The sequence below is a fragment of the Flavivirga spongiicola genome, assembly GCF_030540825.1.
Classification (GTDB): Bacteria; Bacteroidota; Bacteroidia; order Flavobacteriales; family Flavobacteriaceae; genus Flavivirga; species Flavivirga spongiicola.
The window spans coordinates 2,938,265-2,964,017 of the sequence record NZ_JAUOEO010000001.1; the positions used below are offsets into that span (position 1 = coordinate 2,938,265).

Here is a 25,753-nt window from a genome sequence, read left to right on the forward strand (position 1 = left end):
AGCATGAAGAGTCTAGAACATAGACAACTAGAGAATAGACATGAAGCTGGTTCAAATCAAGTCTTAGTTCTAGAAGCGTAGCGGTCTAGCATCTTGATTCCAAATTAAGGAAGTATAAAAAATATGAGCAAAGAAAAAAAACAGTTTGAAACAGAAGCCATTCGTACGCAATTGGAGCGTACCGAATTTCTAGAACATACAAGTCCGCTATATTTAACATCAAGTTTTGTTTTTGAAGATGCCGAGGATATGCGAGCGTCTTTCACTGAAGAAAAGGAGCGTAATATATACAGTCGCTTTACAAACCCTAACACCACAGAGTTTGTAGAGAAAGTATGTCGTATGGAAGGTGCAGAAGACGGTTATGCATTTTCAACGGGAATGGCTGCGATATTTTCAACCTTTGCGGCATTGTTAGACAGTGGCGATCATATTGTGTCTGCGCGCTCTGTTTTTGGATCTACACATACCTTGTTTACAAAATATCTACCTAAATGGCATATTGAAACAACATATTTCGATATCAATAAACCAGAGACTATTGAAAGCTGTATTACATCAAAAACAAGAATTCTATATGCGGAATCACCAACAAATCCTGCAATTGATATTATTGATTTAGAGCTGTTAGGAGATATTGCTAAAAAGCATAACCTAATCTTAATTATTGATAACTGTTTTGCAACACCCTATTTACAACAGCCTATAAAGTATGGAGCACATTTGGTGATTCATTCGGCAACAAAACTAATGGATGGTCAGGGACGTGTTTTAGGAGGTGTTGCAGTAGGTAACGCTGATCTAATCCGAGAGATTTATTTGTTTGCTAGAAATACAGGACCAGCCTTATCTCCATTTAATGCGTGGACGCTATCAAAAAGTTTAGAAACGCTTGCGGTAAGAGTGGATAAGCATTGTGAAAATGCCTTAAAAGTAGCTGAGTTTTTAGAAAATCATCCAAAGGTGAATTGGGTAAAATATCCATTTTTAAAATCACATCCGCAATACGAAGTGGCTAAAAAACAAATGAAACTAGGTGGTAATATTGTTGCTTTTGAAGTTAAAGGTGGTATTGAAGCCGGACGTAGCTTTTTAAATGCTATTAAACTATGTTCATTGTCTGCTAATTTAGGAGATACAAGAAGTATTGTAACACATCCAGCATCAACAACTCATAGTAAATTATCTGAAGCAGATAGACTGGAAGTAAGCATCACGGATGGTTTAGTTAGAGTGTCTGTTGGTTTGGAGCATGTGGATGATATTATTGGAGACTTAGAGCAGGCTTTGGGTTAATCGTTTTTTGTTTTAGTAATCATAAACAGAATATTTGGGTCTATATTTTTTGAAGTACATACATTCAGAATAATTACAAAAAGAGGTCTAAAAAGTGTCATTCAGAAGGAGGAACGACTGAAGAATCTCTTTAAATTCTAATCTTTAGATTTAATTTTTAATAAGATTCTTCGCTATAGCCTGTACTGAGTACTTCGGCTGCGCTCAGCATGAACTAAAGTCGAAGTGCTCTGAATGACAAAATAAATTACTTTTTAGACCTCTTAATAATTATAATGAGAAGATTGTTATTGCTTGATAAATCTTTTGGTAATAGCCAACCTTTTAGAAACAAACCTTACAAAATACATACCTGTCGTAAATTGGGACACATTAATAGTATGAGAACCAGCACTTGGGTTTACCTTTTTAACGATCGCTCCCGTAGGTGCAAATATTGTAACTTCATCAAAATCATTCTCCAAAATATCAATAGTTAACCTTGAATTTGTTGGATTAGGGTACATGTTAATATTTTTGTTTGAGGTTTCAGTGAATGACCTCAATGCTTTTACATTAGCATTAACTGAGCTTCCAGTTCCAAGATTAATTGTGTAGTCTTCTACTTCACCCCAAGTGAAAGTTTCACAAGAGGTTGGAATGCCATTATATTTCATTGAAACTCTCATTCTAACCGAAGTTTGAGAAGTTCCATTAGGAACTGTAAAAGATCCACTATTAGAAGCATCAGTTGAAGCGGCTTTAGACCAAACTAATTCACCTGTATCATCAAAACCCCCATTATTATTGTAGTCGATCCAAACGGCATACGCTTCAGAGTATGTGGTTCCTGTCCAAGTCGGGACAACCGTGACAGTATATGTTTGACCTTCGCTTAGACTTGTAGAAATTGAAGTAAAATCTGAATAAAATTGTGCATTAGAACTATTGTTGATAGTATTTAACTGAACATTGCTAATAAATTCATCATTTACATTTGTACTCGCAGAGTCACAATAATTAATATCGTTAGCAATTGTAGTAAACGAAACAGTTTCATTTCCTGAAACATTCCCCGCAGCATCTTGAGCGGTTACAGAAGCAACATATGCGGTTAAAGGAGAAAGGCCTGTAACATTAAAAGTCGTCGTTGTAGAAGTACCAACAGCAGTACCACCTATAGAGATATTATAGCGAGCTACGCCTACATTATCTGTGGATGCGGTCCAACTAAGTGTTGATCCACTAGATGTCATGTTACTGGCAACCAAATTAGTTGGGTTTGTCGGTGCTTCAGTATCAGGAGTACCAGCTTCAATTTGAAATTTTCCAACAACACCTTTTCTACTACCGTTGATATACTCGGTAATAAACCAAAACGAAGCATCATCCGACGGATCTACATCAATCTTGCTATAATCCCCATATCGAGTGCCACTAAAATTTCCATTTCCATTTGCGATAAGTTCTTCTGTACTGGTCATTGTTCCTAATGGATCAGAACTCAATCTGCCGGTAAAATAAGAACTAACCCTAACCGTTGTTGAAGTTGTAGGCCCCGACATAGACGTGTATCCCATTCCTATATTGCCCTGTCCATCCATTGCAAGACTCGCGTTCCAGGCATGTTTTCCATCTGGCGCAGTATAGGTGCCTTCCTGATATAAAGACCAGGGTTGGTTATCCCCACTCTGTCTAAACTCGTACCAACGTACTCCTGCCAGTTCACCTGAACCAGCATCTGTGTCAACTACAAAATTAAATAACGCCGAATTATAAGTTGCAAATTTTCTAAATTGAGCTTGATTCATAATAGTTGCTTGCAATGCATCAATAGAAGAACCTCCTCCAGGTTGACTTAAATTAACAAAACTTCCACCGTCAAAAACACTAATAAAAGGAGTTGTATTGATTTCCTGAGGGTTTGAGATCGTTGAGCTTCCTGGATTACTCCAATTTAGGTTAGCAGTCCAAACTTTAATATGATCTTGAGATACCCCGCTCCAAGCATCGTCCTGTAGATAGACTATAGTAGCACCTCCTGGAGCCGGTAAATTACCATCGGTAACATTTAATGCTTGCGGACTAAAAAAGCCACTGGTTACAATCCCTGGAAGGTTAAATCCAATAATTTGTGCTCCAGAACCTCCTGCCAACATAACATCTCTTTCTAATGCCCAAAGTTTATTAGAGCTTCCGGTATTATCGGTAATATAATAACCATCACTCCAGATAGATAGTTTTTGATAATCGTTTATAGCTGAGATATTGTATATATACCATCCAGCTGTTAATGGGTTAGGGCCATCTGAAACTGCTACCTGAGCTCCAGATCCCAGAAACGAAAGTACCCATCTGTCAGCTGCATTATCATAGGATACTGTAAGATCGCAACATCCACCCGAAGGGAAAATAGCCGGATTAGGAGCAGTTTGACCTAACAATTGATTCCCAGATTTATCATAAATCATAAACCCTGTATTATAGACCACCATCACATGATTAGGACCTACGGCCATGGAAGGATCTGTAGGTTGAGAATTTGATGAGTAGGTGTCAAAAACAAGACTGGCAGGGGCTCTTTGCATACTTTGTTCCTTTTCATGCTTATTTCTTACATAATAATCATTTGTCGTTTGGGGATCTTTACCAGAAATAACTTGATTTCCTAATGATCTTTTATCTTTTGCCTCTCTAACTGAATTGTCAGGGGGGATAAGATCATTGGGTCTTGATAACATAGAAGAAATATGCTCTACAGATGATATCTTTCCATGATAAAAAGCTTTGTTTTGATTTTCTTGTGTGTGTGCCATAAAGGAAATGACCAACAATAATGGTAATAATAGGTGTTTGTGTTTCATTTTGGTTTGTTTTAAAGTTTTTTTTGATTAAATGGCAAGGCATATTTATAATATGCTCTAACCTTTCCCTTACCTATTTCTTTTAAAAAATGGTATTCAGTTCACATAGTTGTTAGTGTATAGCATGTGATTTTTGCATAATCAATCTTTTTTGGATCATCGGAGAGAAGATGATCATGATTAATTAGCATCCTTAAAAATTAAACCAATTTCATTTTTGTCTCTGTAACCAGTAGAACGGCTATAACATTTTTATTATAAACCTGGTTAACCTAAGTTTGATTGGTGGTTTAGGTATAATTTAGCAGTAAAAAAGATAGATTTTTAGTAAATTAAAATACTGAATTCTAATCTTTAATTTAAAGATCCATCTAAAATAATCTACTTTAAAGTTACACAAATATTTTGTATTATCTATTTTTATGTTAAAAAAATGTGGAATATGTAATGAATTATCGAAAAAACGACATATCATCGATTTGTAGTGCTCGTGTAGAAGAACCTTATGCGATCCCTATTTTGAAAACATACTGTTTAGACAAGCATAAGGGATTTCATTTATAGACCTCTCACTAATTAGGGTTTGTAAAACCAATATTTCCACACCTCACAAGGTTTTTAAGTGTGAGCATAGGTAGATTCACAATGGGCTGGTTCCATGGTTTCAAATTTCATGATCATCAACGACAAAGGAGAAATCCTGAATTTTACTATAAAACAGGCCAGCGAAGATGATAGAAGTCCTTTGGAAAAAGAACCGTTTTAGATAAAATATTAAGAAAGCTCTTTGCCGACAAGAGATATATTGGTAAGGATCTGCCGCATGGAAGGTGCTGAAGATATTATGCAAGAGTTGGAACAAACGTTACAAAAATATTAAAAGAAGTTTCTAAATAAATTTATTAGTTCACGCTCATTGTGTGACAGGCTAACCCCGCTTCGTGTGCTGAAATAAGTTCAGTACACGAAGCGGGATCTCAGATTTAATACCTTTTTATTATATATTAAATAGCAACCTTAGTATAGGTAATTTTGGTTTTGCTATTGATACGATTGTCATTTACGTCAGTAAAAATGAAATTGTCATCAACGGAGAACGAAGTAGTATCTGTATTAAATTCAATGTTAATTATTCGTAGATTACAGAAACTTACTAGGGCTAAAGAATTCTCTGTTAACTTCCAGGTTCCACTTGATGTTTGCTTATTGTTGCAATTAGATGCGTTTAGTCCTTGACTAAACTGGTAGGATCTATCATTTTTAAAATCATAGAAAGCATCTTTCTCGCAGTCTGAGTATTGATCAAATATGTTGGTGCTTGGGTTATCTTCATTATCATCGGTTAAATCTATTTCTTTCTCTGAAACGATGGCTGATAAAACCCACTTATGGGCAAATGAGGTTTCTTTATCGCTTAGTGCTCCAGTTAAGTCTTCTGTACAATTATTATCATCATTGCTACAGCTAATAGTCAATAGGGCAACTGCCAATAAGCTGCTTAGTAGTGCATTTGGGTTTTTCATGTTCAATTAGTTTTAATATTTAATATAATAAGTAGATGTCGAAATCTTAAAATAGTTGCGTGAAGATTGAGGTCATTTTAAAAAAAAGTCAATGACTGAAAATATTGTTTGCTTTGCTATTTTGTTATGGGCAGATAATTAATAGTGAAGCTAAAGCTTTTCAATTTGTACTTTAATAAAAATCAATTATAGTATTTTATGGTTTTTATGTAGCAAAATAGTATCAAGGATGGTAGAAAATTAGGAAGTTATTGTCGGTATAAATAAATAAATTGTAGCCAATAAAAAAATCTTTAGAAGATGCACCTCGCTTTAAAAGCGATTCCTTATATATAAGGACATTTTGCTTGATAATTAACATGAAAAGAATATAAATGGAAAGATTTATTACCAGAATACTTATGTTGTTTATTACAATTATTGGGTTTTCTCAAGAAAGTACTGATGATTTACGCTTGTATAATGATTTTGCAGATATTTCTGCAGATAATATTTTTAAAACAGAAGGCTATTTTAATTGGGGTGCTTCCATTATTAAAGGAGATGATGGGAAATATCATTTGTTCTATGCCCGATGGGAAAAGAAATATTCTTTTTATGGATGGTTAACACATTCTGAAGTGGCACATGCTACATCTAAAAGTCCGGCAGGTCCATGGAAATATAAAGAGACTGCTTTAAAAGGAGTGGGGGGAAATCGATGGGATGCCATCACAGCCCATAATCCGAAGATTAAATATTTTGAGGGGAAATACTATTTGTATTATATCGCTACTAATATGGGCGATAAAATAATTTCTGAAGAAGAGTTGATAGAAACTTCAAAGGTCGGTTACAGCCATCCAAATTGGAAGGTATTACGTCCAAATCAACGAACTGGTGTTGCTGTTTCAAATTCAATAAATGGTCCCTGGAAAAGAATGGACCAACCACTAATAGAACCTTCGGGACCGATTAAAACGTTGACCGTAAACCCCGCCATAGATAAAGATAAAAATGGGACATACCATTTGGTTGTAAAAGGTGATAAACCTGATGTAACAGGTTTTGTAAGAAATCAAGCCATTGCTATTTCAGACAGTCCTACGGGACCATTTGAAATTCAAGAGAAACCGGTAATTGATTATATGGATACTGAAGATATGTCGGTTTGGTATGATAAAAAACGGGAGCGTTTTTATGGCGTTTTTCATGCACATAAATTTATTGGTTTGGTGACATCGAAAGATGGGATTAATTGGAAAAAGGCTAATGATCATATTCTGAAATTGAAATCGGTTCAATTAGAAGATGGATCGACTTTAAAGCCAGAGCGTATGGAGCGCCCTTTTATTTTTACTGAGAATGGAGAACCCACGGTATTGAGTTTGGCAATAAAAAAAGGAAATGAATCCTACACTGTTTTTATTCCTATTGAAAAACCGGAATTCCCCAAACCTAATAAACGACAATTGGCTTGGCAAGAGGCTGAATTGGGAGTCGTGTATCATTATGATTTACATGTGTTTGATGGCATAAAATATGGGCAAGGTGGTAATAGAATTGACCCTGTTTCAGATTATCAAATATTCAATCCTAAAAACTTAGATACAGATCAATGGGTGAAGGCAGCGAAAGACGCCGGTGCAAAATTTGCTATATTAACAGCAACCCATGAAACAGGGTTTGCTTTGTTTCAGTCGGAAGTTAACCCTTATAGCGTAAAAGCAGTAAAGTGGAAGGGTGGAAAAGGTGATGTTGTAGCAGACTTTGTTGCATCTTGTAGAAAGTACGGAATAAAACCAGGAATTTATCTTGGGATTCGCTGGAACTCTTTTATGGGAGTTCACGATTTTAAGGTGAATGGTGAAGGTGCTTTTAAAGAAAATCGTCAGAAGTATTACAACCAAATGGTTGAAGGCATGGTCAAAGAGATTTGTACCAAATATGGAGAACTTTTTGAAATATGGTTTGATGGAGGTGCAGATCATCCAGATAATGGAGCACCAGACGTTTTACCTATCGTTAGAAAATATCAACCAAACTGTTTGTTTTATCACAATGGGCAATTGGCAGAAGCAAGATGGGGCGGTTCTGAATCAGGAATAGTGAGTTACCCAAGCTGGGCAACATTCCCTTATCCTGTTACAGGAGCGGGAGAAAGTGCTAAAAAGAATATTGCAAAAGACAATTTTAAGTTATTAAAGCAAGGAGATCCAAACGGAGCGTTTTGGGTACCTGCGATGTCTGATGCACCATTGCGAGGTTATAATGGTCGCCATGAATGGTTTTGGGAGCCTGGTGATGAAGCACATATTTTTCCTTTGGAGGATTTAATGAATATGTATTATAAATCTATCGGAAGAAATTCTACGCTAATTATAGGGTTGACCCCAAATCCAGATGGTTTAATGCCAGAAGGAGATGTGATTCGATTAAAAGAATGGGGTGATGAAATTAAAAGAAGGTTTGAAACTCCCATTGCTTTTACTTCTGGAAAAGGAAAAAAAGTAACCTTAAAATTAGAAAACCCAACTGTAATTAATCATGTCATTATTCAAGAGGATATTCGTTTGGGAGAACGTGTTCGTGTTTATTCGTTAGAAGGATTTGTTAAAGGAAAATGGAAAGTATTGTCTCAAGGAGAAAGTATTGGACAAAAACGAATTGAACAGTTTGAAAATGTTGAGATTAGTCGTATCAGATTAAAAGTACTGGAATCAGATAGAGAACCTCAAATAAAGTCTATGAGTGCTTATTATGTCACAGATAAAAATTAATTGAACAACTCAACTATAAAAAATGAAAAAAACAATACTTGTATCTACTTTATTAATGATTTTACTCATTAATGCTTGTTCTAAAACCTCAATTCAGGAAATATATGTGAGCCCCATGGGAAGTTCTCAAAATACGGGATTTCAGGACTCACCACTATTTACAATTCAGGAGGCTTTGGACAAAGCATTGGCCTATAAAAAGGAGAATGCTCAAACTCAAATTATCATTCATGTTTCAGAGGGTGAATATCGTTTGGATAAATCGATTCAATTCAATGCTGCTTTAAGTGGCGTGAAAATTGTTGGTGCTGGAGTTGATAAGGTCGTTGTAAAAGGATCTCAGCAGTTAGACTTAGAATGGAAGGCATACAAAGATCAAATTTTGGTTGCTAAAGTGAATAGTCAGATTCAGTTTGACCAATTTTTTGTGAATGGTAAACAACAAATATTGGCGCGTTATCCAAATTATGACGAAAAAGGAGGGCACTGGCAAGGGCACGCAGCAGATGCTATAGATCCTGAACGTGTTAAAACTTGGAAGCAGCCTAAAGGAGCGGTCATTCATGCGATGCATAGAGGTGAATGGGGTGGATTTCATTATGAAGTGACGAAAGCAAATGAAGATGGAACTTTGGAGTTAACGGCAGGCCATCAGAATAATAGACCTTCTGAAATGCATCATAAATATAGAATGGTTGAAAATGTATTTGAAGAATTGGATAGTCCAGGCGAGTGGTATTTAGATAAGGAAAATCAACTTTTATATTATTGGCCAACGGAAACTATGTCTATAAAAAAGGCAAAATTAGAAGGGATAACTTTAAAGCATTTAGTTGCAATTGTCGGTGATGAAAAAAATCCTGTTAAGAATATTGAGATCACTGGAATTAAATTTGAGCATGCACAACGAACACTAATGGAAACGTACGAACCTTTGTTAAGAAGTGATTGGACTATTTATAGAGGAGGCGCCGTATTTATAGAAAATTCAGAAAACATATCGATAACAGATTGTGAGTTTACCAATTTAGGAGGAAACGTAATTTTTGTGAGTAAATACAATAGAGGAGTCATAATTAAAGGGAATCACATTCACGATAGCGGTGCCACCGCGGTAAGTTTTGTTGGTGATGCTAGTGCTGTAAGATCACCATCATTTCAGTATGGAGAATATGTGCCTTTGGCAGAAATGGATACTATTAAAGGACCAGCCAACGATTTGTATCCAAGTGATTGTATTGTTGACGATAACTTGATTTATAGAATTGGTCGTGTGGAAAAACAGGTGGCTGGAGTACAGATATCCATGGCCATGGATATTACCATTCGTTCTAATAGCATTTATGATATTCCGCGAGCGGGAATTAATGTGAGTGAAGGAACTTGGGGTGGGCATATTATTGAATACAATGATGTGTTTAATACGGTTTTAGAAACTTCTGATCATGGCGCGTTTAATTCATGGGGTAGAGATCGTTTTTGGCACCCGAATAGATCGGTGATGAATAAATTAACTACCGATAATCCGGAAATGCCATATTGGGATGCCATTCATACTACTGAAATTAAATTTAACAGGTTTCGTTGTGACCATGGTTGGGATATTGATTTGGATGATGGCTCTTCAAACTATATAGTTTCGAATAATGTATGTTTAAACGGTGGAATTAAGCTACGAGAAGGGTTTTATCGTACGGTTGAGAATAATATTATGGTGAATAATAGTTTTCACCCTCATGTTTGGTTTGAAAAAAGTGGCGATGTATTTAGAAAAAATGTGATGATGACCGATTATAAAGATATTCGTTTAAGTGGTTGGGGAAAAGATGTAGACTCTAATTTATTTCCAAATGAAAAAGCACTACAAAAGGCACAAAAAAATGGAACAGATGCTAATAGTGTATTTGGAAACCCATTATTTGAAGACCCGAAGGTTGGGAATTATACACTTGCAAAAAATTCACCGGCATTTAAAATTGGCTTTCAAAATATTCCGATGGATAAATTTGGTGTGCAAAAACCAAGTTTAAAAGCAATCGCCAAAACGCCGGAACTGCCAGTGATTTGGTCTGTGGAAAATGACAAATCAGAAGAATCAATCACTATGAATTGGTTAGGTGCTACGATTAAAAATATTGAAACGATTGAAGAAAGATCAGCGTCAGGTTTAAATAAAACGGCAGGAGTTGTGATTTTAAAAATTGCAAAAGAAACCGTTTTGGCAGCATCAACTTTAAAAGCTGGGGATGTCATTATTGCCGGGGAAGGCGAAGAAATAAATCAGATTCAAGATTTAATGCGAGTATTCCAAGGGCATAATTGGAAAGGAAAGATTAACTTTAAAATCTTTAGAAACCAAAAACCAATGGATTTAATCGTTAATGTAAAAAAATAAACCTATTGAAGTTTAATTGGTGTAATATATAATTAAAGATATCAGACTTATGAATTTTGTTGTAAACAGTACTACCAAGCCTCTTAGAAAAATAGTATTAGCCTATGTGTTCTTTTTATGTTGTTTGAATGCTCAGGCAAAAATTTGGTTACCTTCTGTATTATCAGATAATATGGTTTTACAACAAAATTCTGAAGCCACAATCTGGGGTTGGACTACAAGAGCAAATGAGAAAATTTCTGTTACAGGATCTTGGGATAACATAAAAATAACCGTTGAAGCTTATCAAGGTACTTGGTCTTTAAAATTACCTACGCCTAAAGCAGGTGGACCATTTACCGTAACTATTGAAGGACATGAAAAGATAATTTTAACTAATGTACTAATAGGGGAAGTATGGATTTGTTCCGGGCAATCGAATATGGAATGGACACCGCTTCATGGATTGGACAATGCTGAAAAGGAAATAGCAAATGCTACGTATTCAAATATTCGATTTTTTTCAGTCCCAAAACACATTTCAAAGTATCCCCAGGATGATTCCTTTGGAGAATGGGTAGAGAGCGCTCCGGAAACCATGAAGAATTTTAGTTCTGTTGGATATTTTTTTGGTAGAAGATTACATAAAGATTTAAATGTTCCGGTTGGATTAATTAACTCAAGCTGGGGTGGAACTAATGTGGAAGTGTGGATTCCAGAAGAAGTCATACAACAGAAGAAAGAACTTGTAAAAAGTATAGATCGTATTCCTGAGAATGTATGGCGACCGAGAAATGAGGCTTTAGCTTATAATGCCATGATTCATCCATTGATTAATTTTGATGTAGCAGGTGCTATTTGGTATCAAGGAGAATCAAATAGAGTGAATGCGGAATATTATCACCAAGCATTTTCAATGATGATAAATTCTTGGCGAAAAGATTGGAAAAAGGAGTTTCCATTTTATTTTGTGGAAATAGCACCATATAATTATAATTCTGAAACCAATTTGGAAGCTGCATATGTGCGTGAAGCACAATTGAAAACTATGCAGACAGTTGAGAATACAGGAATGGCTGTTACCAATGATATTGGAAACCTTAAAGATATTCACCCTACCAATAAACAAGAAGTAGGAAGACGTTTGGCTTTGTGGGCGCTTGCGAAAACCTATGGAGTAAAAGATATAGCCTACAGTGGACCCATATATAAGTCATTAAAAATTGAAAAGAGTAAGGCCATCGTAACATTTGATTTTACAGGAAAAGGTTTAGAAGTAAAAGGAAAAGAAGTGAAGGAATTTTTTATAGCAGGGGCTGATAAAAAATTCTATCCAGCCAAAGTGAAAGTTTACGGAAATAGGGTAGAGTTAAAATCAAAAAAAGTAAAAAAACCAGTAGCAGTGCGTTTTGCTTTTACCGAAACGGCATTGCCAAACTTATACAACAGTCATGGTTTGCCGGCAGCGGCTTTTAGAACCGATGATTGGGGTGTTAAGAAAAAATAAAAAGAAAAAATAAATTTAAGGAATAGATATATGAGAGTCCGAAATGTAAATAAAATTGGGATTGGAATACTAGCGGTTATGCTTATGATTGGTTGTAATAAGAACCAAAAAGTGAAGCAAGTAAGCCCTGCTAAAAAACAGCCAAATATTATTTATGTATTAGCCGATGATTTGGGATATGGAGATATTACTGCTTTTAATAAGGACAGTAAGATTTCAACTCCAAATATTGATAAAATGGCAGCAGAAGGGATGAAATTCACTGATGCGCATACATCATCTTCGGTATGCACACCTACCAGATATGGAATTTTAACCGGTCGCTATAATTGGAGGTCGAGATTGAAATCAAGTGTTCTTGGTGGAAAATCTAAAGCGTTGATTCCTAATTCTAGAACTACGATAGCATCTTTATTGAAAAAGCAAGGATATACCACTGCATATATTGGAAAATGGCATTTAGGTTGGGATTGGGCATTAAAAAATGACCAAGATACGTTGTCGGAAGGCTGGAGTCCAAAAGATGATGTAAAAGAAATTGATTTTTCAAAACCCATAACCAATGGTCCAAAAGAACTTGGGTTTGAATACTCATATGGTCATAGCGGGTCGCTAGATATGGCACCTTATGTGTATGTCGAAAACGGCATGCCTACGATGATCCCAACAAAGACAACGGTGAATGAGGGGCAAGGGTTTTGGAGAAAAGGTTTGACAGCTGATGATTTTGTGCATGAAGATGTGACGCCTAATTTCTTTAGAAGAGCTATTTCTTATGTTGAAGAAAAGGCGAAAGAAGATAAACCGTTCTTTTTGTATTTGCCCTTACCATCACCACATACACCCATTTTACCAACGGAAGCATTTCAGGGAAAAAGTGGATTGGACAACCCTTATGGAGATTTTGTGATGTTGGTAGATGCTTATATGGGACAATTATTGGAACAATTGAAAAAATCGGGTATTGAAGAGAATACCCTGGTGGTTTTTACGAGTGATAACGGCTGTTCTCCACAAGCGAATTTTAAAAGGTTGATAGAAAAAGGACACAATCCCAGTGCGCAATATAGAGGGCATAAAGCTGATATTTTTGAAGCAGGGCATAGAGTGCCTTTTATTGTAAAATGGACAAATAGTGTGAAGGCAGGAACCGTGAATAATCAAACCATTTGTACAACTGATTTTGCAGCCACTGCCGCTTCAATTTCCAATTATAATTTGAATGATCAAGAGGCTGAAGATAGTTTTGATATGATGCCTCTATTAACTCAGAGTTTTAAAGGAAATACCTTCAGAAAAGGAACCATTCACCATTCTATCAATGGAAGTTTTGCCATTAGAAAAGGGGACTTTAAATTAATTATGTGCCCAGGTTCTGGTGGATGGAGTTTTCCCAGACCTAATAATAAAAAGGTGATTGATACGCTTCCTGAAATTCAGCTGTATAATTTGAAAGAGGATCCGAGTGAAACGCGTAATTTACAGAATGATTTTCCAGAGATTGTAGAAGAACTTAAGAGTTTATTGACACTTCAAATTACTAATGGAAGGAGCACTCCTGGTGTTAATCAACAAAATGATACTGGTGCACATTGGAAGCAATTATGGTGGATAAATTAGATTGATAAAGAAATAAAAATCCGCTAGATTTGTGAAAAATATAACGATAGATATATGTGTACTGGTACACATATTCTATTGTTACTCAACATAAAAAAACACTCGAAACCGATGAGTAATAAAGAAAAAGTTAAAGAGTCAATTGAAAAAATTATAATCACCCTTACCTAATTGTATTAATAGCTAACAGCTCATGGGCAGCGCATGTTAATTCTGACTTTGTGGTAACCACCATTACCGAAAATGGCTATAGTATTGTTTCTCCATCAACCGGATTACCTACCCCTGAAAACAAAGGTTGGAATTCCAATATTCACTTTGTTGTTACTGGAAATGGGGTATTGCTTTTTGATACTGGGTCCTCTGAATTAATCGGTAACAAAATTAAAAGAGTCATTAAATCGGTCACTGACCAACCGGTTCGCTGGGTGATTAATTCGCATAGTCATGCAGATCATTGGCTAGGTAATGTGGCGTTTACAGGTACGAATGCTGAAATTGTTGCAAGTAATGAAACGTTAACAACAATGAAAAGGTATGGACAGGAAGATGTTAAATTTTATTCACGTGTGACAAAAGATACAATCGAATCTACTCAACTTGTGTATCCTACTTTGTTATTGACTCAAGGATAAAAACGTAATCTCGGGGGAGTAGATGTTGAATTCGTTAAAAAAAGAGGAGACTACACTTAATGTAATCTCCTCTAAAATTAATCTAAAAACTAATACCTAACCTAATTAAAATCTGGTAATAACGATGTTTTAAACGTTACATAATCATTACGATAATATGTACTAGCATCGGTTCTCCAGAAAATTGGAGAGGTCCAGTTATTTTGGTCTATAACTTTCAAGAAAGCGTCAGTATTTGTAGATAATTCAGAAGCAGGATACATTAACCGCTCTGGTTGTGGTTTCATAACTTTCCCTTGAAACGTCATCGGTTCTAATTTTGGATGTCTTGTTCTTCTCAACTCACTCCATAATTCAATTGGACGCAATAAATTCATATGAATATATTTTTGCTGCATAATAATTTCCATTTGATTGTCTATATTTCCTGCTGCGCTAAAGGCGTTCTTTACTTTTCCAGCGTAAGAATTTATGATAGCACTACTAGGCTTTACAGGACGAATAAGATCTGCCCATGGTCCTATAAAGTCAGCTCCGTAACCACTTAAAGAATTTAGGTTATACCAAAAATCTGTAGAATGCATAACGGCATCTTCCACATGGTCTTCAGCATTTTTTCCTGTAGGTACTAATCCTTTTGCGGCTACCTCTGCTAATAACAAATCTATTTCTCCAAGTGTAATCATATCTGCAGGCACATTATTATGAGTTAATGTAACATGGCTGTACATAGATCTTGCATTATTTGTAGAAGATGATTCCAAATCATCAGCCCAAGCATAATATCTATCACCATCCACATAGCCTTGATTTTGCCCATCAGCATCTAAAGATACGCCTCTATAATCATTATACTTTGTTGGGAATGCTATAACTGGTAATCTTGGGTCATCTATATCCTCTTCATATTCCAAATTATGAAAGTTCATCCTGTTCATTATTATATTAGGAATAAAGGTCACATATGGTCTTTCGTATAGACCTCTCTGCCACGTACCACCTCCAGGAAGTGCGGCTGCAGCATCAATGTGTGGTAAATCAAAGGTTAAATCCTGAGTTGGTAAATTGGTAATCGCATCGCTAATATGAGCGTTAGCAAATGACGCATCTACACTCGCTAATTTTACAGCAAATCTTAAACGCAAAGCATTTGCATATTGTACCCATTTGTCAATATCACCTTGTAACGCAATATCTTGCGTTTGCAATGTTGCAATACCATCGGGAGACATTTTTGCATATATCCCAGGTAACTCATCCGCAATAGATTTTAAATCATCTAATATCGTTTTATAGATCACCTCAGGATCATCATACTCGGTAAAAAATTCACCTTGAGACCCTTTAAATGCAAGTAGGTAAGGGATAGAGTTATACAAATCTACATTTCTAAGTGCAGCCCAATCTTTTACAATAGATATTAATTTAAAATAGACGACACTATCATCATATTCTTGCCCACTTAGTCCTTCTAATACATCTTGAATAATACCCCAGTTACGCATTCTAAGATAAAAATCATTGAACCAATTGAATCCGCTTTGACTAAAACCATTTCCATTAGTTACATCATCGTAATCAATAAACCATGAATACCTTGGTGTGATATAACGAGACGATATTTGTGCATAGCTTGGCATACCATTACCACCTAATTGCCACCAGTATTCACCATAATCTTTAATAAAAAACTTATATTGTAATAAGGCATTGGTAAATAATCCAGAAGCTAATTGGTCTGGTTCTGGCTCGTACTGCTGTGGGTTTTGAAATTCTTCTTCCAAGACGTCTTGGCAAGACCAAAAGATCATCATGGAAAGCATTAATAAGATTATTTTTTTCATAATATGTGTCTTTTATATTTTTTTTGTTTAAAAACTAATATTCAGTCCCATTCCTAATGAAGTTGCTGTTGGGTAAGCAGAATCTTCTACCCAAGAATCTGTTCCGAGAGTAGATTCAGGATCTATATTAGGTATGGTCTTATATAAATAAAATAAGTTTCTGGCTAGAAAAGAAACTGTCATTTTCTGCATACCAACTTTATTCACTAAGTCTTTAGGTAATGTGTAACTTAATGATAATTCCCGTAGCTTAATGTAATCATTTTTATGCAAGCCATCTGGCGCATAATTCTGCCCTAAATCGTTTATATATATTAAGCTACGCTCGTATGCTGATAAAATTCTATCGTTTTCCTGATAAACAGGATTGTCTGCTGTACCAACATTAACAACCCCAGGGTTAATAACACCATCATGATATACTCTACCATCTGTAGCATCAGCTGGAGCAGGCTGACTATGTTGCCACGGTATTCTTTCTCCACTAGGATCTATATAATATGCTAAACCACCATGTGCTTCATCACGATATTGTAAAGTTTCTTTAGTAATACCCATACCTAAGTAATAGTAGTTAGAACGAGAGAATATCGTAGAGCCATACTTGTAATCTAATCCTATGTGAAAATTAAAGCCCTTGAAATAAAAATCACTTAAAAACCCTCCAAAAATGTCAGGCGTTGTATTTGCCACAGCCTTTAATTCTGATTGATCTAAGACATAATAACCATTATTATCAACAACTCTATTTCCTTGACCATCCGTTAGATAATCGAACATATGTAATTCTCCAAAAGGCTTGCCTTCTTCTGCTATTTGAACAATGCTGTTACCAACACTTCCAGTTATTTTTTGTGTAATCCCTGGATATAGTTTTTTTACTTCAGATTGTTGTTTAGCTGCAGTAAAAGTAAGATCCCATCGGAATTTATCGGTTAATAACGGTGTTCCCTTTAACAATAATTCGTAACCCCAGTTAGCAACATTACCTGCATTAATCTTAATATCTCCCGCTCCTGTGGTTGGGGATAAATCTACACCCATAATCTGATCATAGATGTTATTATGGTAAAAAGAAAAACTAGTTTCTAGTCTGCTCCCTTTTAAAAAGCGCGCATCAAAACCAATTTCAAATTCTCTTTTACGCTCTGGTTTTAAATTACCGGCAAATAAGGAAGATGGAGAATTTACTGTAAGTGCATCCGTATTATTTACACCGCCAACACCAAAAGATCTGTTAGCAAAGTAGCTAGTTAAACCACCCGGAGCACCTCTACCTACATCTGCCCAACTTGCTCTTAATTTACCGTATTCTATAAAAGGAATATCGAAGGTATTCGTAAAATTCCAACTTAAACCAACGCCCGGATAGAAAAATGAATTATCTGTTGGAGGTAAAGTAGAAGACCAGTCATTTCTAGCCTGAAGTTCTAAATATAAATCATTTTTCCATGAAAGTGTTGTCGATCCGAAAGCACTATACGTAACCTGGGATCCATAGGTATGCCCTCTTACACGTCCTCTACTACTTCCATCTGGCCAATCTTGTTCGTTGTTAAGTGACCAAAAATCAGGAAACCTTAAATCACCAAAAGTTGCTACATTGATACTTTTAAAAGTAGCCTTTCTATATTCTCCTCCAACAAATGAAAATATTTTTAATTGGTCATCAAATAAGCTAAAGTCATAATTTAAAATCCCTCGATAATTCTCTACAGAAATATTATCACGCCCATAAGAATAGCGTCCACCAGCGTTTTCTGGTTCAAATCTTGTAATTGGATTTTTAGTTGTAAAATCAGTATCGGTATAATCCAATCCAATTTGGCCGATAAATGACAATTTATCAGTAAAATTTAAGGTCGTTTTAAGAGAAGTTATTAAGTGAAATTTATCATCCAAATCACTATTCTCATATTGTTCCCAAAGGGCGTCCATTAAATAAGTCGGAGCAAATTGACCAGGCCATCCGGTATCTTCAGCATTAAACCTTGAACCATCATCATTTTTATATAAGTCCTTTATAGCATTAAAATCATAATCTCTGTTAATTCCCCAAGCTACAATGTTCTGAAGATTAGGCTGTCTGTTATGTGTTTTTATCTTATAAAGGTTGGTGTTTATTTCTACACTCGCAAAATCTGAAGCATTTAGAGTTCCGCTAACATTAAAAACATGTTTCTTTTGGTAGTTATTAGGAAGTAATCCTTGATACTCTTGATTTGTATAAGATACACGCATATTACCTATTTCATTCCCACCAGATATGGCTACTGTATGGATAGCGTTACTTCCGTTTCTAAACAAATCAATATAGTTATTAGGATAAGCTTGATAAGGTCTTATTGAGCCATCTAAAAATTGAACAGGTGAGCCATCAAATTTAGGTCCCCAATTAAATCGACTCCAAACATTTTGTCTTGGTCCTTGACCTCCACCGGGCAATGTTTCAAATTGTGTAGTATATTGGCTAGTTCCTGTACCATATTCATTTTGAAAATCGATAAATGTTCTTGGAATTTCATAAGTGTATTGCGTATTAATATTCACTCCTAGGCCTCTAGTGCCAGAACCTTTTTTAGTTGTAATTAATACCACGCCATTTGCACCTTCACCACCATAAAGTACGGTTGCTTTTGCTCCCTTTAATATCTCTATAGATGCAATATCTTCCGGGTTAATGTCGTTGATACCAGATCCATAATCAAATGAGTTTAAAGGATCATAGCCTCTTGCTGCCATACTAGATCCAGAATCATATATAGGCATACCATCCACTACAAATAGAGGTCTCGTATTTGCAGATGATTCTAAACCTGCAGCACCACGTATTTTAATATCTACAGCCCCCGTTGGTCCTGCCGCATTGGTTGTAATACCAACCCCTGAGGCTTTACCATATAAACTTGAAACAGGATTTGTAGATACGCCCGCTACCGTAATATCTTTTGACTCAATTCTACTAACGGCATATCCCAGCGATTTCTTGTCACGTTTAATGCCAAATGCGGTTACCACAACTTGATCTAAGGTTTCTGTACTCTCGTGCATGGTAACATTAATAGTTGATTGCCCATTAATTGCTATTTCTTTGGTTGTATACCCAACAAAAGAAAACACTAAAGTTGCCGATTGATCTTTGACATTAATAGAATAGTTTCCATCAAAATCGGATGACACTCCGTTTGATGTTCCTTTTACAATAATATTTACTCCAGCAAGAGGGATTCCGCTATTTACATCAGTAATTGTTCCTGTTACTGTTGTTGTTTGCTTTATCTTATCCTCATAAATTATTGGCTTATCTTTTGTAGGTTCTTTTTTCGCTTTGCTCAACAGTATTTGACGATCGCGTATTTGATACTCAATATCAGACCATTTAAACAAGTACTTCAATATTTCAGAAATCTTTTGTTTTTTTACATCTATACTTACTTTACGCTTAAGGTCAATCTTATCACTTTCAAATAGAAATCTAAATTCTGAAATTGATTCTATCCTATCAAAAACAGCTTCTACATCTACCTGATACATATCTAATGTAAGTTTGGTATTTTGAGAGTACGTATTTGCTTCAATTTTAAATAAAGAAACTATTAATAATAATGTAGTCAACTTCATTTTTAAGTCAATTTTAGGAAAGAAATAGCCTGTTAAACGCCTTTCTTTAATGAAATTTTTCATATTTTCGTTATGTTTTAAATGGTTAATTAGTGTTACATCGTTTAATTCATTTTATGAATCGGGAAATGCTGGAACCATTTTCCGATTTTTCTATAAATTGTATAATTTTAGTAAAGTTTGTTTTATATCATAGGCATTATTGTTTTTTTTAGTTAGTATATTATTATTTGGTTATCTATAATTTTATAATCAAAAGGAGATATCTTATTTATAGATTCCATAACATCTTGTATGTTTTCAACGTTCACACTAAATCTAGCGTTGAATTTTTTGTTTTGAAGATCTACATTATTATTACTAATAGAAACATTATATCTGCGCTCTAATTTTCGAACCATATTATTGAATGTAGATCCTCTGAAAATGAGTTCACCGCTTATCCAACCTATGTAGAGACCTGTATCAACTTCTTCTACATAAGTATGCTTCTCCGATTTATTCCAAGCTCCTTTATAGCCAGGCTTAAGAATAATCTTATTATTAGGAGAATGTGTATTATACATATTGACCTTTCCTTCGACCAATACCGTTTTTATTTCTGTATCTTCTTTATATGAAGATATATTGAATGATGTTCCTAATACTTCTACAGCTACCGAATCTGCATTAACAATAAAGGGGTGATTAATATCTTTAGCTACATCAAAGTAGGCTTCACCGTCAATAAAAACCTCTCTTTTTTTACCTTTTAAGAAATTAACGGGATACTTTATTGAAGTACCTGAGTTTAAATGGACTATTGTACCGTCTGATAATTCTATGTCAAAAATTTTGCCATATGGTACCTCTAATTCGTTATATACTAATTCTTTTATCTCAGGATTTGTATGATATATAATTTTGTTGCCATTTTGAATGCCAAGAACTTCTCCTGACACAGCAACTATTTCTCTGGTTTCCCCTTGTCTAATAACTTTTATGTTATCTTTTCCAACCTTTAGTTTAATTACTTCTTCTGAGATTTGAATTTCATTACTAGGAGCTTTTTTTATTTGTATGAAATAAATAGTTGTAAAGAGTCCTATAAAAATAGCAGCTACCCTCCCCAAAAAAACCAAATAACGAATATTAGTTTTTTTACCTTTCTCTAACTTTTTCCAATTTTCGCTTTTTGATTTTTCGATCTTTTTTCTCAACAGATATTGCTCTCTTAGTTTTTCTTTATCAACTAAGTTATTTATGATGTATTCTCGATCTTCCTTTTCAAAAAAACGCGCAATATCCTTATTGTCTGGATTATCTTTATTTAGAATAGAATTACTAATCCTTTTCGACAATTCTAATATTTCAATAATTTTTTTCACAAATTTATCCATCTGTTAAAACTATAATAATAGGTCTATATTATATAAACGATGGAAAAGGAGTAAAGGACTAAAAAAGATTTTTTTTTTTTTACTTTTATAAAAAAAGAGGACTTAATAATAGTAAAAAATAATCTTTTAATAAAGGGCGCATTTTTTGATATGCGATTTTTTTTTGCGTTTTTATTGTACTAGTAGATATTGATAACTCTTCTGCTATTTGCTTGTTTGATAGGCCCTTAAGGCTTAAGTTTATAATTCTTTTACACTTAATAGGCAAAGTGTTTACAGCCTTTTCTATAATTTCTGAAGCTTCTACAACAACAACCTCTCTTAAAAAGAAAGAATCTTTCTCAGATTTTTTTATATCGTCTAAAGTTTGGTCACTTTTTACCCTTTGATATTTACTTTTAAGATAATCTAAGGATTTATTTTTAACAGCGGTATACAGATAGGCTTTTGTAGCAAGTTTCTCTTTAGGAATTGTTTTTTTTTGCCAAATATTAATAAATACATCCTGAACAACATCTTTGGAAAGCTCAACGTCATTCATGTATTTATTTGAGAATAAACACAACGAGGTGTAATATGCATTAAATAATGCTTTATATTCTTTTCTATTTAGTTGATTCGTTTTTTTTAACAAGATCTTCTAAAGATTAAATAATTTAAATTAACATTTCAAATAATTCTATCCCTCTCAACTAGAATCGTAATATTTTTAAAGTACTTCTGTTTTTTCAAATATAAATATAAAAAAACAGTGATTTTCATTTTATATTTCAAAGATTATAAGCTAAACGCTAATTTCGTGAAATTAAGCAAGGAACCTGATGGATATTTACAATCTTTATAATCACTTGGCTAAGTACGTTTGTTTATTTTTGTATTATTTTACCGAGAAATATTATAGTTACAATCAATTATATTCGGACATCGATTGGTGAAATTCAAAGTTATTATAATATTCCTAAAAAATCGAAAGAGCTTTAATGCTCTGGTTTTAAAATATACTTAGAAATAACCCTAAAATTTGACAGGTTCACAACAATTAAGAGTTGATTATCCCAAGTGAGAGAATTGTTTTTTCAATTTTTTGTACAGAATATACTACTTTCCATCAAAGGGATGATGGCCACTATGTCTTGTATCTAACAACGATTTCTATTGGTTAGTAATCAAAGCAAAAGTATCAATGTTAAAAATTAATACTAGAATGATTTTAAAAATCTAATGATGCATCAGTCTTGACTTTCTTCACAATAATATTAGTTCCTTGTTAGAAGAATTTCAGTATAAACATCTGGGATAGTTTCTGTTACCGTAGTTTTAGCTTCAACACTCTAAAAGTCAGAATAAAAAAAGTAAAAACAGTAGCTTAGTTGCTTTGTGGATCATAATTTTTAGTTTTTTTAGTTAAAAAACTAAAGTAATTAAAAAGGAAGTAAAAACCTAAACTATTTCGACAAATGACAATTCTAAAAAGACCTAGGATGTTTATCTATTATAGATTGCTGAATTGAAGAATAAACAAATAAGTTGATTTTAAATTGTTAAAACGCTAAGTTTTATTGGGTAGATGTGCTGAATTCGTAAATGGCGATTAATTAGTTTAACCGAAAATCCCTATATATGATCCACTTTTTTGTTGCAAGTTCAGTTTTTGTTGTATGTGTCTCTTACCAATTGTTTTGATATTCTTACATAGGTTTGTCGCTGTTCTATGCTATACATGATAATTTATTTCAAGTTAATCTTTAGTACTCCCATTTACTAATGCTTTATGTGAAATAAAATAGCCTTCATGTGGCTTTCCATTAATTTGAATGTCTTTAATATATTTTTTCAATAATTCGCTTACTTTTCTACTGGTTCTATGTTCCTGTCCTTTAATATAATCAAAGAGGAACCTGAGACCAAAACAAAAAAACAGTAAGGTAACAGGTGTATTTTGTATAAAAAGATAGGGTCATAAATACTTTTTTATTTGGTATGACTCAATGAATAGGGAACAGCCTCTTTAGAAATTCCCCAACTCATATTTGGTTGTATTCCCATTTCTAAATTCAAACTTCCACCATCTTGAATGGTTTGAGTTGTCACCCAAGTTTGATTAAACGCTTTTCCATTTAGGCTTGCGTTTTGAATAAAATGACTATTCTTTTTATTTCCTTTAGCAGAAATTGTGAATGTGTTTCCATTTTGAAGATGTAATTTTACCTTGTCAAAAAGTGGACTTCCCATAACATATTGATTCGTTGCCGGTGCTACAGGATAAAACCCTAAAGCACTAAAAACATACCAGGCAGATGTTTGTCCGTTATCTTCATCACCACAATACCCGTCTGGAGTGGGCGTATATAATTTATTCATAATGCCACGAACTTTAGCTTGTGTTTTCCAAGGTTGTTTGGCATAATTATACAGATATACCATATGTTGTATGGGCTGGTTTCCGTGTGCATAATTACCCATATTCACAATCTGCATTTCGCGAATTTCATGAATAGTAAATCCGTAATACGAAGCATCAAAATCTGGAGGCATATTAAAAACACCATCTAAAGCTGCCACAAATTTTTCATCGCCTCCCATTAAATCGATTAACCCCTGCACATCATGAAAAACGCTCCAGGTATAATGCAGACTATTTCCTTCGGTAAAGGCATCTCCCCATTTTAAAGGATTAAAAGGCGACTGGAAACTTCCGTCTTTATTTTTTCCCCGCATTAAATTATTTGATGGATCAAAAAGATTTTTATAATTCAAAGATTTCTCATAATACTTTTTAGCGACATCGTTTTTACCAAGTGATTTTGCCATTTGTGCTATTGTGAAATCAGCATAGGCATACTCTAAGGTTCTTGCTGCATTTTCATGAATACCAACATCGTAGGGTACATAACCTAACTCATTATAATAATCAATACCTGCACGACCAACACTATTTACTGGACGACCATCGGCCACGGTTGCATTTTTTATGATTGCTTCGAATAGTAATTCTTTATCAAAACCATCAACGCCTGTTAAATGTGCATCTGCAATTATAGGCGCCGAATTTGAACCAATCATACAATCTCTATGGCCCGGACTGGCCCATTCGGGAAGCCAACCCGATTCTTTATAAGTGTTTGCCAAACCTTCCATGATCTGACCATTTAGTTCGGGATACATCATATTAAAGAATGGAAATACCGCTCTAAAGGTATCCCAAAACCCATTATCCGTAAACATATAACCCGGTAGTACCTTTCCGTTGTATGGACTGTAATGCACAACATCGTTATTAGCATTAAATTCATAGAATTTTCTAGGAAACAACAGTACTCTATACAAACAAGAATAGAATGTTTTTAGTTGTTCTTTATTTGAAGAGAACGCTTCAATACGACCCAATTCTTTTTCCCAAGCCTTGGTGGCTTCTGCTTTTACTTCATCAAACGTTTTACTCCCTATTTCTCTGTTCAAATTCAATTGTGCTTGTTCTGGGCTAATAAAAGAAGATGCTACTTTTACATGAATTTGTTCGCCGCGTTTGGTTTTAAAACCAATGATAGCACCAACATGTTCACCTTCATTATTTGTGCTGTTCTCTACTAATGTCCAATCATTACCCCAAGTATGATTTAGTTCAAAATCTTTATCAAATTCTGCCACGAAGTAATTATGAAAATTATCAGGAACACCACCACTATTATTTCTACAATATCCAATGATTTTTCGCTCTTCAGGGATAATTTTCACCATGGAGCCCTTAAAAAAGGCATCTAGCATGATGTAAGCTTTGTCGGTCTCAGGAAAAGTAAATTGAAACTGAGCAGCTCGTTCGGTAGGTGCTACCTCTGCAACAATATCATAATCTGCTAAATAGACACTATAATAATCTGGACGAACCGTTTCTGCTTTATGTGAAAAATAAGATTCTCGCTCGTCTTCTTTAAATTTTAGATCACCTGTAATAGCCATAAGAGAAAATGCCGCGTAATCATTTATCCAAGGACTCGGTTGATGCGTCTGTTTGATGCCTCTTATTTTTTTATCGTGGTATTTATAAGTCCATCCGTCACCCATCTTGGAAGTCATTGGCGTCCAAAAATTCATTCCCCAAGGTGTTGCGATGGCTGGATATGTATTGCCGTTAGAAAGACTAAAATCAGAATCGGTACCCATAAGTGGATTTACATAATCTATTAAATCAACTTGAGTAAGTACTTCATTTTGTTTTTTACCTTCATGACATGAAAGTATTAAAAAACAAGCCGTTATAAATCCTATATGTATTTTCATGTGTTTGTATTTATTGTCTTTTATCTGTCACATGCGACATCCATTTAATCATTCCCTTGAGTATCAGGTTTTAG

13 protein-coding genes and 1 pseudogene are annotated in these 25,753 nt (G+C 34.5%); 7 read left to right on the forward strand and 7 right to left on the reverse strand.

Annotated elements, in window-relative coordinates; all coding sequences use genetic code 11:
* Positions 1–123 precede the first annotated feature (123 nt).
* Positions 124–1,296 carry a trans-sulfuration enzyme family protein gene (locus Q4Q47_RS11765; RefSeq protein WP_303306853.1) on the forward strand — a complete coding sequence of 391 codons (1,173 nt, stop codon included), beginning with the start codon at positions 124–126 and terminating at the stop codon, positions 1,294–1,296.
* Positions 1,297–1,583: 287 nt separating this feature from the next.
* Here Q4Q47_RS11765 and Q4Q47_RS11770 read toward each other — a convergent pair whose 3' ends face one another.
* The gene (locus Q4Q47_RS11770; RefSeq protein ID WP_303306854.1) at positions 1,584–4,139 is read right to left on the reverse strand and encodes a T9SS type A sorting domain-containing protein; all 2,556 of its coding nucleotides are present in this window, start codon (positions 4,137–4,139) and stop codon (positions 1,584–1,586) included.
* Positions 4,140–4,687: 548 nt separating this feature from the next.
* Between Q4Q47_RS11770 and Q4Q47_RS23920 the strand changes: the two are divergent.
* A pseudogene (locus Q4Q47_RS23920) lies at positions 4,688–4,958 on the forward strand (transposase); the annotation flags it as partial.
* A 185-nt stretch (positions 4,959–5,143) separates the two neighbouring features.
* Here Q4Q47_RS23920 and Q4Q47_RS11775 read toward each other — a convergent pair.
* Entirely contained in the window at positions 5,144–5,662 is a 519-nt protein-coding gene (locus Q4Q47_RS11775; RefSeq protein ID WP_303306855.1) for a DUF5004 domain-containing protein, read from the reverse strand.
* Positions 5,663–6,036: 374 nt separating this feature from the next.
* Between Q4Q47_RS11775 and Q4Q47_RS11780 the strand changes: the two genes are divergently transcribed.
* From Q4Q47_RS11780 to Q4Q47_RS11800, 5 genes are all read left to right on the forward strand, one after another.
* Positions 6,037–8,421, forward strand: a complete 2,385-nt coding sequence (locus Q4Q47_RS11780) for an alpha-L-fucosidase (protein ID WP_303306856.1) — start codon at positions 6,037–6,039, stop codon at positions 8,419–8,421.
* 22 nt (positions 8,422–8,443) lie between these two features.
* Complete coding sequence (locus tag Q4Q47_RS11785; protein WP_303306857.1) at positions 8,444–10,816, forward strand: right-handed parallel beta-helix repeat-containing protein; 2,373 nt, start codon at positions 8,444–8,446, stop codon at positions 10,814–10,816.
* Between the two features lie 49 nt (positions 10,817–10,865).
* On the forward strand, positions 10,866–12,302 hold the full coding sequence (locus Q4Q47_RS11790) for a sialate O-acetylesterase (RefSeq protein WP_303306858.1): 1,437 nt from the start codon (positions 10,866–10,868) through the stop codon (positions 12,300–12,302).
* A 30-nt stretch (positions 12,303–12,332) separates the two neighbouring features.
* Complete coding sequence (locus tag Q4Q47_RS11795) at positions 12,333–13,922, forward strand: sulfatase family protein (RefSeq protein ID WP_303306859.1); 1,590 nt, start codon at positions 12,333–12,335, stop codon at positions 13,920–13,922.
* Positions 13,923–14,143: 221 nt separating this feature from the next.
* Entirely contained in the window at positions 14,144–14,557 is a 414-nt protein-coding gene (locus tag Q4Q47_RS11800; protein ID WP_303306860.1) for an MBL fold metallo-hydrolase, read from the forward strand.
* Positions 14,558–14,658: 101 nt separating this feature from the next.
* Here Q4Q47_RS11800 and Q4Q47_RS11805 read toward each other — a convergent pair whose 3' ends face one another.
* The 5 genes from Q4Q47_RS11805 to Q4Q47_RS11825 all read right to left on the reverse strand — a co-directional run bounded on the left by Q4Q47_RS11805 (position 14,659) and on the right by Q4Q47_RS11825 (position 25,679).
* Positions 14,659–16,401: a SusD/RagB family nutrient-binding outer membrane lipoprotein gene (locus Q4Q47_RS11805; RefSeq protein ID WP_303306861.1), complete on the reverse strand. Its 1,743-nt coding sequence runs from the start codon at positions 16,399–16,401 to the stop codon at positions 14,659–14,661.
* A gap of 27 nt (positions 16,402–16,428) precedes the next feature.
* Positions 16,429–20,085, reverse strand: a complete 3,657-nt coding sequence (locus Q4Q47_RS11810; RefSeq protein WP_303306862.1) for a SusC/RagA family TonB-linked outer membrane protein — start codon at positions 20,083–20,085, stop codon at positions 16,429–16,431.
* 152 nt (positions 20,086–20,237) lie between these two features.
* Positions 20,238–21,389: a FecR family protein gene (locus Q4Q47_RS11815; protein ID WP_303306863.1), complete on the reverse strand. Its 1,152-nt coding sequence runs from the start codon at positions 21,387–21,389 to the stop codon at positions 20,238–20,240.
* A 97-nt stretch (positions 21,390–21,486) separates the two neighbouring features.
* The gene (locus tag Q4Q47_RS11820; protein ID WP_303306864.1) at positions 21,487–22,035 is read right to left on the reverse strand and encodes an RNA polymerase sigma-70 factor; all 549 of its coding nucleotides are present in this window, start codon (positions 22,033–22,035) and stop codon (positions 21,487–21,489) included.
* 1,337 nt (positions 22,036–23,372) lie between these two features.
* Positions 23,373–25,679 carry a GH92 family glycosyl hydrolase gene (locus Q4Q47_RS11825; RefSeq protein WP_303306865.1) on the reverse strand — a complete coding sequence of 769 codons (2,307 nt, stop codon included), beginning with the start codon at positions 25,677–25,679 and terminating at the stop codon, positions 23,373–23,375.
* Between the last annotated feature and the right edge of the window lie 74 nt (positions 25,680–25,753).